10 protein-coding genes and 1 pseudogene are annotated in these 12,221 nt (G+C 58.6%); 7 read left to right on the plus strand and 4 right to left on the minus strand.

The annotated features are described in order from the left end of the window. Positions 1–20: 20 nt before the first annotated feature. Both dsdA and dsdX read right to left on the minus strand, forming a co-directional pair. A complete protein-coding gene (gene dsdA / locus GY169_RS00405) occupies positions 21–1,343 on the minus strand; it encodes a D-serine ammonia-lyase (protein WP_167574703.1) in 1,323 nt (440 codons plus the stop codon). Positions 1,344–1,360: 17 nt separating this feature from the next. Then, a complete protein-coding gene (dsdX, locus tag GY169_RS00410) occupies positions 1,361–2,698 on the minus strand; it encodes a D-serine transporter DsdX (RefSeq protein WP_167574704.1) in 1,338 nt (445 codons plus the stop codon). Positions 2,699–2,928: 230 nt separating this feature from the next. On the opposite strand from dsdX, the gene dsdC reads away from it, so the two are divergent. Next, complete coding sequence (gene dsdC / locus GY169_RS00415) at positions 2,929–3,906, plus strand: DNA-binding transcriptional regulator DsdC (RefSeq protein WP_167577225.1); 978 nt, start codon at positions 2,929–2,931, stop codon at positions 3,904–3,906. Positions 3,907–4,003: 97 nt separating this feature from the next. On the opposite strand, the gene emrD is transcribed toward dsdC, so the two are convergent. Further along, the gene (emrD, locus tag GY169_RS00420) at positions 4,004–5,188 is read right to left on the minus strand and encodes a multidrug efflux MFS transporter EmrD (RefSeq protein ID WP_163447663.1); all 1,185 of its coding nucleotides are present in this window, start codon (positions 5,186–5,188) and stop codon (positions 4,004–4,006) included. A gap of 175 nt (positions 5,189–5,363) precedes the next feature. Further along, positions 5,364–6,225: pseudogene (locus GY169_RS00425) on the minus strand (EamA family transporter). Between the two features lie 193 nt (positions 6,226–6,418). On the opposite strand from GY169_RS00425, the gene ivbL reads away from it, so the two are divergent. The 6 genes from ivbL to GY169_RS00455 all read left to right on the plus strand — a co-directional run bounded on the left by ivbL (position 6,419) and on the right by GY169_RS00455 (position 12,099). After that, positions 6,419–6,517 carry an ilvB operon leader peptide IvbL gene (ivbL, locus tag GY169_RS00430; protein WP_072277096.1) on the plus strand — a complete coding sequence of 33 codons (99 nt, stop codon included), beginning with the start codon at positions 6,419–6,421 and terminating at the stop codon, positions 6,515–6,517. Between the two features lie 104 nt (positions 6,518–6,621). Then, the gene (gene ilvB, locus GY169_RS00435) at positions 6,622–8,310 is read left to right on the plus strand and encodes an acetolactate synthase large subunit (protein ID WP_163447665.1); all 1,689 of its coding nucleotides are present in this window, start codon (positions 6,622–6,624) and stop codon (positions 8,308–8,310) included. Between the two features lie 3 nt (positions 8,311–8,313). After that, positions 8,314–8,604: an acetolactate synthase small subunit gene (ilvN, locus tag GY169_RS00440; RefSeq protein ID WP_065357373.1), complete on the plus strand. Its 291-nt coding sequence runs from the start codon at positions 8,314–8,316 to the stop codon at positions 8,602–8,604. A 73-nt stretch (positions 8,605–8,677) separates the two neighbouring features. Beyond that, on the plus strand, positions 8,678–9,268 hold the full coding sequence (uhpA, locus tag GY169_RS00445; RefSeq protein WP_167574706.1) for a transcriptional regulator UhpA: 591 nt from the start codon (positions 8,678–8,680) through the stop codon (positions 9,266–9,268). Beyond that, complete coding sequence (uhpB, locus tag GY169_RS00450; RefSeq protein WP_167574707.1) at positions 9,268–10,770, plus strand: signal transduction histidine-protein kinase/phosphatase UhpB; 1,503 nt, start codon at positions 9,268–9,270, stop codon at positions 10,768–10,770. Before uhpA ends, uhpB begins: the two co-directional genes overlap by 1 nt. 9 nt (positions 10,771–10,779) lie before the next feature. Continuing rightward, positions 10,780–12,099, plus strand: a complete 1,320-nt coding sequence (locus tag GY169_RS00455) for an MFS transporter (RefSeq protein WP_163447667.1) — start codon at positions 10,780–10,782, stop codon at positions 12,097–12,099. The last annotated feature ends 122 nt before the right edge of the window (positions 12,100–12,221 follow it).

Genomic DNA, 12,221 nt, shown 5'->3' on the forward strand with positions numbered 1-12,221 from the left:
CTGCTTGAGATGAGCGCGGCTTAGCGCCCTTTCGCCAGGTACTGCGCCATTTCGGCTTCCGGCACCATACCGCCGCCGGTCGCCCATACCAGATGGGTGGCGTTATTGAGCTGCTCTGCGCTGAAGCTGTGCATCTGCTGGTAATCGGTGGAGGCACAAACGTGCTGCGGACCGGCCATCCCGGCCAGCGCCGACGGCTCAAGACGAATCCCTTCTTCCTGCGCCAGCCAGCCTAGCATGTCGTACATCGTCTGATCGTCCAGGGTGTACAGACCGTCGAGCAGACGCTCCATCGCCCGGCCAACAAAGCCGGACGCGCGGCCCACCGCCAGCCCATCCGCCGCCGTCAGGTTATCGATGCCGATGTCCTGCACGGAAATGGTATCGTGCAGCCCGGTATAAATCCCCAGTAGCATGCACGGTGAATGGGTTGGCTCGGCAAAGAAGCAGTGTACGTTATCGCCAAACGCCAGCTTCAGGCCAAACGCCACGCCGCCGGGACCACCGCCGACGCCGCACGGCAGGTACACAAACAGCGGATGGTCGGCATCCACCACGCGCCCCTGCTGGGCAAACTGCGCCTTCAGGCGCTGACCCGCCACCGCGTAACCTAAAAACAGCGTGCGCGAGTTTTCATCATCGATAAAGAAACAGTTCGGATCGGATTCTGCCGCCTTACGACCCTGTTCAACCGCCACGCCGTAATCTTCTTCATACTCCACGACCGTCACGCCGTGACTGCGCAGTTTGGCTTTTTTCCACGCGCGCGCGTCGGCAGACATATGCACCGTCACCTTAAAGCCGATTCGGGCGCTCATAATGCCAATCGACATCCCGAGGTTGCCGGTAGAGCCTACCGCGATGCTGTACTGGCTGAAAAACTGTTTAAATTCAGGTGAAAGCAGAATGCTGTAATCGTCCTGTGTGGTCAGCAGACCGGCTTCCAGCGCCAGTTTTTCCGCGTGGGTCAGCACTTCATAAATACCGCCACGCGCTTTAATTGATCCGGAAATCGGCAGGTGGCTGTCCTTCTTCAGCAGGATTTCTCCGCGGATAGGCTGCCCGAACTCTTTTTCCAGCCGCTTTTGCATCGCCGGGATCGCGGCCAGCTCGGATTCAATAATGCCGCCGGTGGCTGCGGTTTCCGGGAATGCCTGCGCCAGATACGGCGCGAAGCGCGTCAGACGAGCATGGGCATCCTGAACATCGTGCACTGTCAGGCCAACGTACGGTAAACCTTCCGCAAGAGAGGTGGTGCCAGGGTTAAACCAGGTCGTCTCCTTGAGAGCGACCAGGTCTTCCACTAAAGGATACTGGGCGATAAGTGTTTGAATGTTTTCCATAGTCAGTCTCTTTTGCGCTAGATAATAAAGGAAAGCAGGAATGTGCAAACCAATGCAATCACGGACGCGATAAATGTCGCGGTCGTATAGTATTTGAATGTCTCATTCAGGGTGGCGCCGCAGTACTGCTTCACCAGCCAGAAGAGGGAATCGGTCACGATCGTGCAGCCAATAGCGCCGGAACCGATGGCAATGGCGATGATCTCCGGGCTAACGTTAGGGTAGAGCGGCAGCATCGGTGCCACGATTGCCGTCGCGCCCATCATCGCCACCGTGGCGGAGCCCACCGCGGCATGCAGGATTAACGCCACCAGCCAGGCCAGCAGAATCGGGTGCATATGCATGTTCGAGAGGAGCAGTGCGAGGGTGTCCGCCAGCCCGCTGCTCTTGAGGATAGCGTTGAACGCGCCGCCTGCGCCGATAATCAGCAGAATGTTAGCAATCGAGCCAAAACCGTTTTCGGTGTGGGTCAGCAGCGCGCCCATGCCGATATGCTGACGCAGGCCGAGAATGTAATAGGCCACGAATACAGCAATAAACATCGCGGTGATCGGGTTACCAATAAATTCCAGTAGCGTATAGACCGTGCTGCCTTTCGCCATGTTCAGCTCTGCAACGGTTTTCACCAGCATCAGGGCAATCGGCAGCAGAACGGTAAACAGCGTGGCGCTTAGCGACGGCAGCGTACTTTCATCGCGCACTTTCAGGTCGGAAAACTCAGCCGGTACCGGCTTAAACGGCAGTCGGTTGCCGAGGAATTTCAGGTACAGCGGCCCGCCGATCAGTGAGGCCATCAAACCGACCAGTAAACCGTAAACAATCACGGTGCCAAGATCCGCCCCCAACTTGTTGGCCACGAACAGCGCTGCCGGATGCGGCGGCACGACGCAGTGTACCGCCATCAGCGCCGTACACAGCGGAATCGCCAGCTTCAGCAGTGAGGTATTGGTCTTTTTGGCAATCGAAAAAGCCAGTGGAATCAACAGCACCACGCCGACTTCAACAAACAGTGTGATCCCGCATATCAGTCCGACCAGCACCATAATGACGTCGGCGGAAAGCCAACGGCAGCGCTGCAGCGTCAGTCCGATGCGTTCGGCCGCGCCGGACACTTCCATCATTTTGCCCAGAATGGTCCCAAGGCCGATAACCGCGGCGAGGAAGCCCAGCGTGCCGCCGATGCCGCTCTCAATGGCATTGACCATATCCAGCGGCCCCATACCCATCATCGTACCCACGAAGAAGCTGGCTAACAGCAGCGCCAGAAACGGGTGGAATTTAAACTTCACGATGGTCAAAACGATTAACACGATGCTTATCAGCAGCGTGCTCACAACCCAGATTTGAGAGTGCATAACTCACCTTGCCCTGTGATTAACCTGGGGTTATTGGACAAAAATAGGGCAGGGTCTGACAAACGATATAAATCCCCACTCACATGAGCCAGATTGAATCAAATGAGTGATTTATGTCTAATTACTCTGCATTTATGCGACATGATTCACTCTGCGTCACCTATATGCTGATTTTTAGCGCTGGTTTTTTTACACTCTGGCGAAGAGAAATCAGGATGAAAGAGGTGATTATGGATCCCCAGCGCGAGGTCAGAAACCGGCTGCTCAACGGCTGGCAGCTGTCGAAGCTGTATACCTTTGAAGTGGCGGCCCGACATCAGTCATTTGCGTTGGCGGCGGACGAGCTGTCATTAAGCCCCAGCGCCGTCAGCCATCGGATTAATCAGCTGGAAGAGGAGTTAGGCATTCAGCTGTTTGTCCGCTCGCACCGCAAAGTGGAACTCACCCACGAAGGCAAACGCGTGTTCTGGGCGCTGAAATCGTCGCTGGACACGCTCAACCAGGAAATTCTTGATATCAAGAATCAGGAGCTCTCGGGGACGCTCACCGTCTACTCGCGGCCCTCTATCGCCCAGTGCTGGCTGGTTCCGGCACTCGGCGACTTTACCCGCCGCTACCCGTCCATTTCACTGACCATCCTGACCGGGAACGACAACGTCAATTTACAGCGTGCCGGGGTCGATCTGGCGCTCTATTTTGATGATGCGCCATCCGCGCAGCTCACGCACCATTTTCTGATGGACGAAGAGATTTTGCCGGTATGCAGCCCGGAATACGCTCGTCGCTATGACCTGATGGGATCACTGCTGAACTTGCCGCACTGTACGCTGCTGCACGACAGGCAGGCATGGAGTAACGATTCTGGAACGGATGAATGGCACAGCTGGGCGCAGCATTTTGCGGTAAATTTGCCGACATCGTCGGGCATTGGTTTCGATCGTTCTGATTTAGCGGTGATTGCGGCGATGAACCATATCGGCGTGGCGATGGGGAGAAAGAGGCTGGTGCAAAAACGTCTCGACAGCGGAGAGCTGGTCGCGCCTTTTGGCGATATGGCGCTGAAATGCCATCAGCATTACTACGTCACCACGCTGCCCGGCAGGCAGTGGCCGAAAATCGAGGCGTTTATTGGCTGGCTTCAGGAGCAGGTTAACCAGGCGGCAAACATAAAAAAGGGCACAGACGGTCCCCTCTCCCCTATGGGGTGAGGGTTAGGGTGAGGGGTAAATCTGCTGACTTATTAACACGTTATTACCCTCACCCCGGCCCTCTCCCTGAAAGGGAGAGGGAGAAAACCGGTCCTGATTACACCGCCTGACCCTGATGCGCAAAGCGCGAAGCCAGCGGCAGCCAGCAGAGGAAAATCAGCAGCCCCATCAGCGTCATCAGCAGGCCGATACTGCTCTGCCCGGTTTGCGGCATCATCGCCGACAGCCAGGCCAGCACGCCGGAGCCGATGTTTTGCAGCCCGCCCACCAGTGCCCCGGCGGTACCGGCGAGGAACGGGAACGGCTCCATCGCGCCGCTGGTCGCCAGCGGGAACAGCATGCCTGCGCCGAAGAAGAACAGCGCGGCGGGGACCAGCAGCGTCCAGATATTCATCACGCCAAACAGGCCAGGGATCCACATCATCAGCCCGGCTAACAGGCAACTCACCACCGACTGCCACATAAGGGTCGGGAAGCGTTTTTTGGGCCGCCCGGCGAACCATGCGCCAAAGAATGCCGCCGGAATCGGCAGAATAAACAGGATGCTGACCGTCATGCTGCTGAGGCCCAGCACGCCGCCCATCAGCACGCCCGAGCTCGCTTCAAACACCGCAATTCCGGCCAGGCCGCCAATCAGCATGAGCAGGTAGCAGTTAAAGCCGCTGTTGCCGAACAGCGTTTTATAGTTGCTGATAAGCCGGGTTTTGGGCGCGCCACTCGGACGCGTCTCCGGCATCCAGCGCGCCATACTGAAGGTGACGCCCGCGCACAGCACCAGCAGAAAGCCGTAGCAGGCCCGCCAGTTAATCAGCGTTTCCAGCACGCCGCCAATCAGCGGCGCCAGCAGGGGGCTTACCAGAATCCCCATGTTTAACAGGCTGTTGGCGTGGCGTAACTGGCTGCCTTCATACAGGTCACGCGGCAGCGTCCGCGCCATCACGCCGCCGACGCCAGTCCCCATTCCCTGTAAGGCGCTGGCGGCAATCAGCACCGTCAGGCTGTGGGTGGTGATGGCAACCAGCGTCGCCAGCATAAAAATCGACATTCCTGCGAGGATCACCGGACGACGTCCCACGCGGTCTGACAATGGGCCGTAAAACAGCTGGGAAACGCCGTAGGTCAGCAGGTACGCCGCCATCACGCTCTGCACTGCCCCTTCACGCACGTTGAGGTCGCTCGCCATCTGGGCGATAGCGGGAATATAAATGGTCTGCGCCATCTGGCCGACAGCCACCAGCAACACCAGCATCACCAGGATGTTGACGTTTCTATCTCTTTTCATTTCGCTGATTACTTTATGGAATTTAGGTTTGTAAGAATAAACATCCAGGCTATGCGCCAAATCGGAGAGGAATCTACCACACTGCGGTGGCGATTTAATCATGCGTCATGTAAATGAAATGTGTGACGCAGGCAGGATTTATACACGTCGATCGGCAACAATAGTTGCCAGTTTTTCAGGACAGCCGCAGCACGATCGCCCCCGCGGCAATGCCGCAGGCGGCAACCAGGCGAATGCCCGCCACCCGTTCTTTCAGCAACAGCCAGGCGATCAGCGCGCCAAACAAAATCGAGGTTTCGCGCAGCGCGGCGACCACCGCCAGCGGCGCCTGAGTCATGGCCCACAGCGCCAGCCCGTAAGAACCCATGGTGCCTATTCCGCCGAGGATGCCCTTTTTCCAGTTATGCGCCAGGTATCTCGACGCCTCGCGACGGCGGGCAAGCATCGCCCAGCAGAGTAGAGTTGAACCATTCAGGAAAAAGGACCATAGCGTATAGCCAAGCGCCGTGTCGGAGAGGCGGACGCCGGTGCCGTCAATCAGCGTATACCCGGCAATAATCCAGGCGTTCAGCAGTGCTAACACCACGCCTCGCTGCGAACCCCCACGACTGTTGAACGCCATCCCCAGAATCGCTGTACAGATAACCGCGATTCCGCACCACGCCAGCGCGGAAAGATGATCGCCCAGAAACAGTACGCTGATAATGGCGACCAGCAGCGGCGCGGTGCCGCGCATCAGTGGGTAAGTCTGGCTCATATCGGAAATTTGATAGGTTTTCGCCACCAGCACGGTGTAGATCACCTGTAAAACCGTCGAGGCAATCATAAAAGGCACGCTGGCCGCCGATGGCGCAGGCGCGAAGGGAATGAATACCAATGCGATTAATGCGGCGGAACCGGTGACGCCGATCGCCGAATAGAGTTTATCGTTTCCCGCCTTAACGATAGCGTTCCAGCTCGCGTGCAGCAGCGCGGCAAACAGCAAAATGCAAAAAACAGAAAGTGTCATGATCATGCGTGGTTGAGGGGGAATTCACCAAAACGTAACACAACCCACCGGCGGAAAACAGGGCCAGAAATAGGGGAAAACTGGGACAGTTCAGAGGATTTCCCTCCGCGCGGAAATGTGATCTTTGCTGCATTTTTACGCAGATGAAAATATTTCCATTGTCAGCCTGAAAAAGCTGTGTTTGTATAAATTCACTTAACGAATGATGAGACAGACCCTGAATGACTCCATCCATGATGACTTCGACCCTACTAAAAACCGCGCTACCAGCCGCGGTGGTCGTCGTGCGTGTGGTGGTGGTCGTCGGCAATGCGCCGTAGGGTCAGGAACACACACGATTCCAAACCCCGCCGGCGCAAACCGGGCGGGGTTTTTAGTTTCTAGCCCCTCCCGGATGGTCGGCCCAGAATAAAAGGACTGGAGCATGGCAAGTTCGGGCACAACATCACAACCGACCCGGTTTACGGGCGCGCAGTTAATCGTTCATTTACTGGAGCGTCAGGGCATCACTATGGTGACCGGCATCCCCGGCGGCACGGTGCTTCCGCTGTACGACGCGTTAAGCCAGAGCACGCAAATCCGTCATATTCTGGCGCGACACGAGCAGGGCGCGGGCTTTATCGCCCAGGGCATGGCGCGCACCCAGGGTAAGCCGGCGGTGTGCATGGCCTGTAGCGGCCCCGGCGCCACCAACCTGGTCACCGCCATTGCCGACGCGCGCCTCGACTCCATTCCCTTGGTGTGTATCACCGGCCAGGTGGCCTCCTCGTTAATCGGTACCGACGCGTTCCAGGAAGTCGACACCTACGGTATCTCTATCCCCATCACTAAACACAACTACTTAGTCCGCAACATCAATGAATTACCGCAGGTTATTGCTGATGCCTTCCGGATTGCGCAGTCGGGTCGCCCAGGTCCGGTGTGGATAGACATTCCTAAGGATGTACAGACCGCGGAAATCGACATCAGCGAACTGCCGGAACCGGGCGGTCGCGCCGCTACGCCAGACTTTAGCGCCGGGAGCGTCAGCGAAGCGGCGGCGATGATTAACGCCGCGCAGCGTCCAGTGCTGTATCTCGGCGGCGGGGTAATTAACGCGCCGCAACGCGTACGCGAACTGGCCGAGAAAGCCAACCTGCCAACCACCATGACGCTGATGGCGCTGGGCATGCTGCCGAAAGCGCACCCGCTGTCGTTAGGCATGCTGGGCATGCATGGCGCGCGCAGTACCAACTTTATTCTGCAACAATCTGATTTGCTGGTAGTTTTAGGCGCACGTTTTGATGACCGGGCGACCGGTAAAGTGGCGGAATTCTGTCCGAACGCGAAAATTATTCACGTGGATATCGACCGCGCCGAGCTGGGCAAAATCAAGCAGGCGCATGTGGCGATTCAGGCGGATGTGGATGACGTTCTGGCGCAGCTGCTGCCGCAGATTGACGCGCAGCCGCGTACCGAGTGGCGCGGTAAAGTCGCCGAGCTGCAACAAGAGTTCCCGGGGGCGATTCCGCAAGCCGGTGACCCGCTCAGCCATTACGGCCTGATCAACGCTGTTGCCGCCTGTGTAGACGATAACGCGATCATCACCACTGACGTGGGCCAGCATCAGATGTGGGCAGCGCAGGCTTATCCGCTGAACCGTCCACGCCAGTGGCTGACCTCCGGCGGCCTCGGCACCATGGGCTTCGGCCTGCCGGCGGCCATCGGCGCGGCGCTGGCGAATCCGGACAAGAAAGTGCTGTGTTTCTCCGGTGACGGCAGCCTGATGATGAACATCCAGGAGATGGCGACGGCGGCAGAAAATCAGCTGGACGTGAAGATTATCCTGATGAACAACCAGGCGCTGGGGCTGGTGCATCAACAGCAGAGCCTGTTCTACAAGCAGGGCGTATTTGCCGCCACCTATCCGGGCATGATTAACTTTATGCAAATTGCCGCCGGTTTCGGCCTTGAAACCTGCGATTTAAACAACGAAACGGATCCGCAAGCGGCGCTGCAGGCGATCATCAACCGTCCTGGACCGGCGCTGATCCACGTGCGTATCGATGCGGAAGAAAAAGTGTATCCGATGGTTCCGCCGGGTGCGGCGAATAGCGAAATGGTGGGGGAATAAGCCATGCAAAAACAGACTCATGATAACGTTATTCTGGAGCTTACCGTGCGCAACCATCCGGGCGTCATGACTCACGTCTGCGGGCTATTTGCCCGTCGTGCGTTTAACGTGGAGGGCATTCTCTGTCTGCCGATCCACGGCAGCGACCATAGCCGAATCTGGCTATTGGTGAATGACGACCAGCGCCTTGAGCAGATGATGAGCCAGATCGACAAGCTGGAAGATGTGGTGAAAGTGGCCCGCAACCAGTCAGATCCCTCGATGTTTAATAAAATCTCCGTCTTCTTCGAGTAGTTCGCTCAAGACTTGAACAGCCACGCGCTTATCGTTAAGGTAAGCGCGTTTTTTTATCCGCCAGGACAAACCCATGATCACCATCGCCCTTATCGACGACCACACTATCGTCCGCTCCGGCTTTGCCCAGCTGCTCGGTCTGGAACCGGATTTGCAGGTCATTGCGGAGTTTGGTTCCGGGCGCGAGGCGTTGGCCGGCTTACCGGGGCGAGGCGTGCAGGTGTGCATTTGCGATATTTCGATGCCCGATATCTCGGGCCTTGAGCTGCTGAGCCAGTTGCCAAAAGGGATGGCGATCATCATGCTCTCCGTCCACGACAGCCCGGCGCTGGTCGAGCAGGCGCTGAATGCCGGGGCGCGCGGCTTTCTCTCCAAGCGCTGTAGCCCGGATGAACTGATTGCCGCCGTACATACCGTGGCGACAGGCGGTTGCTACTTAACGCCGGATATTGCCGTCAAGCTGGCGGCCGGTCGTCAGGATCCGTTGACCAAGCGTGAGCGTCAGGTGGCGGAAAAACTGGCGCAGGGCATGGCGGTCAAAGAGATCGCCGCCGAGCTGGGGTTGTCACCGAAGACGGTGCACGTTCATCGCGCTAACCTGATGGAAAAGCTGAACGTCAGCAACGACGTTGAGCTGGCGCGCCGCATGTTTGACGGCTGGTAATGAACGCACTTTTCTCCCGGTTGATTACCGTTGTCGCCTGTTTCTTTATCTTTTCCGCCGCGTGGTTTTGCCTGTGGAGTATCAGCCTGCACCTGGTTGAGCGCCCGGAGCTGGCGGTACTGCTGTTTCCGTTCGGCCTTCGTCTGGGATTAATGCTGCAATGCCCGCGCAGCTACTGGCCAGTGTTGCTGGGCGCGGAGTGGCTGCTGATGTACTGGCTGGCGCAGGAAGTGGCGTTGGCGCATCTGCCGGTTTTGATGATTGGGAGTTTTCTCACGTTGCTGCCGGTCACACTGATTTCCCGCTATCGTCATCAACGCGATTGGCGCACATTGCTTTTGCAGGGGGCGGCGCTGACGGCTGCGGCGCTACTGCAATCGCTGCCCTGGCTGGGGCAAGGCGAAGCGGCGTGGAATGCGCTGCTGCTGACGCTCACCGGCGGCCTGACGTTAGCGCCGATCTGTCTGGTGTTCTGGCACTATCTCACCAGCACCACCTGGCTGCCGCTCGGCCCGGCGCTGGTGTCGCAGCCGGTGAACTGGCGTGGACGACATCTGGTCTGGTATCTGCTGCTGTTCACCGTCAGCCTGTGGCTACAGCTCGGTTTACCCGCCGAGCTGTCGCGCTTTACCCCGTTCTGTCTTGCCTTACCGATTATCGCGCTCGCCTGGCACTACGGCTGGCAGGGAGCGCTGATTGCGACGTTGATGAACGCCATCGCGCTGATTGCCAGCCAGACCTGGCACGATCACCCGGTCGATTTACTGCTCTCGCTGCTGGCGCAAAGCCTGACCGGGCTGCTGCTCGGTGCCGGCATTCAGCGGCTGCGTGAGCTGAATCAGTCGCTGCAAAACGAACTGGCGCGCAACCACCGGCTGGCGGAACGTCTGCTGGAAACCGAAGAGAGCGTGCGCCGCGACGTCGCGCGCGAACTGCACGACGATATCGGCCAGACCATCACCGCCATTCGCACGCAGGCGGGTATTGTTCAGCGACTGGCTCCCGACAACGCCGGGGTGAAGCAGAGCGGGGCGCACATTGAACAGCTTTCGCTGGGCGTATACGATGCCGTGCGCCGCCTGCTGGGTCGCCTGCGCCCGCGTCAGTTGGACGATCTCACGCTGGAACAGGCCATTCGTTCGCTGATGCGTGAAATGGAGCTGGAAAGCCGAGGTATCGTCAGCCACCTTGACTGGCGAATCGATGAGTCATTGCTGAGCGAAAGCCAGCGCGTGACGCTGTTTCGCGTCTGTCAGGAAGGGCTCAACAACATTGTTAAGCACGCCAACGCCAGCGCGGTGACGCTCCAGGGTTGGCAACAGGATGAACGGCTGATGCTGGTCATCGAGGACGACGGCAGCGGCTTGCCGCCGGGTTCGAATCAGCAAGGTTTTGGTCTCACCGGGATGCGCGAGCGGGTGACGGCGCTCGGTGGTTCACTCACGATTTCCTGCATGCACGGCACGCGCGTTAGCGTGTCGCTGCCCCAGCGCTACGCCTGAGGAACGGCGATGTTTCAGTTTTTAAAAGCCCCGGCCAGCGTGCCGCTTATCACCGACAAGCAGGAAGTGGACGCCCGCTACCGTTACTGGCGGCGGCATATCCTGCTGACCATCTGGCTCGGCTACGCGCTGTTTTACTTCACCCGTAAAAGCTTTAACGCCGCGGTGCCGGAGATCATCACCAGCGGCGTGCTGACCCGCAGCGATATCGGTCTGCTGGCGACGCTGTTTTACATCACCTACGGACTGTCGAAGTTTGTTTCGGGTATCGTCAGCGACCGCTCGAACGCCCGCTATTTTATGGGTATCGGGCTAATCGCTACCGGCGTGGTCAATATTCTGTTCGGTTTCTCCACCTCACTGTGGGCCTTTGCCGTGCTGTGGGCGCTGAACGCCTTCTTCCAGGGCTGGGGGGCGCCGGTGTGCGCCCGTTTGCTCACCGCGTGGTATTCGCGCAACGAGCGTGGTGGCTGGTGGGCCATCTGGAACACCGCGCACAACGTCGGCGGCGCGCTGATTCCGATGGTGATGGGCGCGGCGGCGCTGCATTACGGCTGGCGCGCCGGGATGATGATTGCCGGGCTGCTGGCGATCGTGGTGGGCGTTTTTCTCTGCTGGCGACTGCGCGACAGACCGCAGGCGGTAGGCTTGCCGCCGGTTGGCGACTGGCAGCACGATGCGCTGGAGATAGCTCAACAGCAGGAAGGGGCGGGGCTGACTCGTAAAGAGATCCTCACCCGGTACGTGTTACTCAACCCGTATATCTGGCTATTGTCGTTGTGCTACGTGCTGGTGTACGTGGTGCGCGCGGCGATCAACGACTGGGGCAATCTGTATATGTCGGAGACGCTCGGCGTCGATTTGGTCACCGCCAACACCGCCGTCACCATGTTTGAACTGGGTGGCTTTATCGGCGCGCTGGTGGCAGGCTGGGGCTCAGACAAGCTGTTTAACGGCAATCGAGGGCCGATGAACTTGATTTTCGCCGCCGGGATTCTGCTTTCGGTCGGCTCGCTGTGGCTGATGCCGTTCGCCAGCTACGTGATGCAGGCGGCGTGCTTCTTCACCACCGGGTTCTTCGTCTTTGGCCCGCAGATGCTGATTGGCATGGCGGCGGCAGAGTGCTCGCACAAAGAGGCGGCAGGCGCGGCGACCGGGTTTGTCGGGCTGTTTGCTTATCTGGGGGCCTCGCTCTCCGGCTGGCCGCTGGCGAAGGTGATGGAAGCGTGGCACTGGACCGGATTCTTCGTGGTGATCGCCATCGCGGCGGGGATTTCCGCGCTGCTGTTACTGCCGTTCTTAAACGCCCAGGCCCCGCGCGAAGCGTGACCTGCTTCACCTTTCTTCGACAAACGGCGTAAAACTAAGAAATTTTCCCGGTTCCACCTGGACGCTGTCTCAGGCCAGCTGCGCCGCTGATTTTTACAATACCGGCCATCACGCAGGTATAA

Origin of the sequence: Kluyvera genomosp. 3 (assembly GCF_011765685.1) — a bacterium.
Taxonomy (GTDB): domain Bacteria; phylum Pseudomonadota; class Gammaproteobacteria; order Enterobacterales; family Enterobacteriaceae; genus Kluyvera; species Kluyvera georgiana_A.

Excerpts from the sequence above, each read along its gene's own strand:
- dsdX (WP_167574704.1), bottom strand. The coding sequence starts at position 2,698 with ATGCACTCTCAAATCTGGGTTGTGAGCACGCTGCTGATAAGCATCGTG.
- uhpA (WP_167574706.1), top strand. The coding sequence starts at position 8,678 with ATGATCACCATCGCCCTTATCGACGACCACACTATCGTCCGCTCCGGC.
- ilvB (WP_163447665.1), top strand. The coding sequence starts at position 6,622 with ATGGCAAGTTCGGGCACAACATCACAACCGACCCGGTTTACGGGCGCG.
- emrD (WP_163447663.1), bottom strand. The coding sequence starts at position 5,188 with ATGAAAAGAGATAGAAACGTCAACATCCTGGTGATGCTGGTGTTGCTG.
- GY169_RS00455 (WP_163447667.1), top strand. The coding sequence starts at position 10,780 with ATGTTTCAGTTTTTAAAAGCCCCGGCCAGCGTGCCGCTTATCACCGAC.
- uhpB (WP_167574707.1), top strand. The coding sequence starts at position 9,268 with ATGAACGCACTTTTCTCCCGGTTGATTACCGTTGTCGCCTGTTTCTTT.
- dsdC (WP_167577225.1), top strand. The coding sequence starts at position 2,929 with ATGGATCCCCAGCGCGAGGTCAGAAACCGGCTGCTCAACGGCTGGCAG.
- dsdA (WP_167574703.1), bottom strand. The coding sequence starts at position 1,343 with ATGGAAAACATTCAAACACTTATCGCCCAGTATCCTTTAGTGGAAGAC.
- ilvN (WP_065357373.1), top strand. The coding sequence starts at position 8,314 with ATGCAAAAACAGACTCATGATAACGTTATTCTGGAGCTTACCGTGCGC.
- ivbL (WP_072277096.1), top strand. The coding sequence starts at position 6,419 with ATGACTCCATCCATGATGACTTCGACCCTACTAAAAACCGCGCTACCA.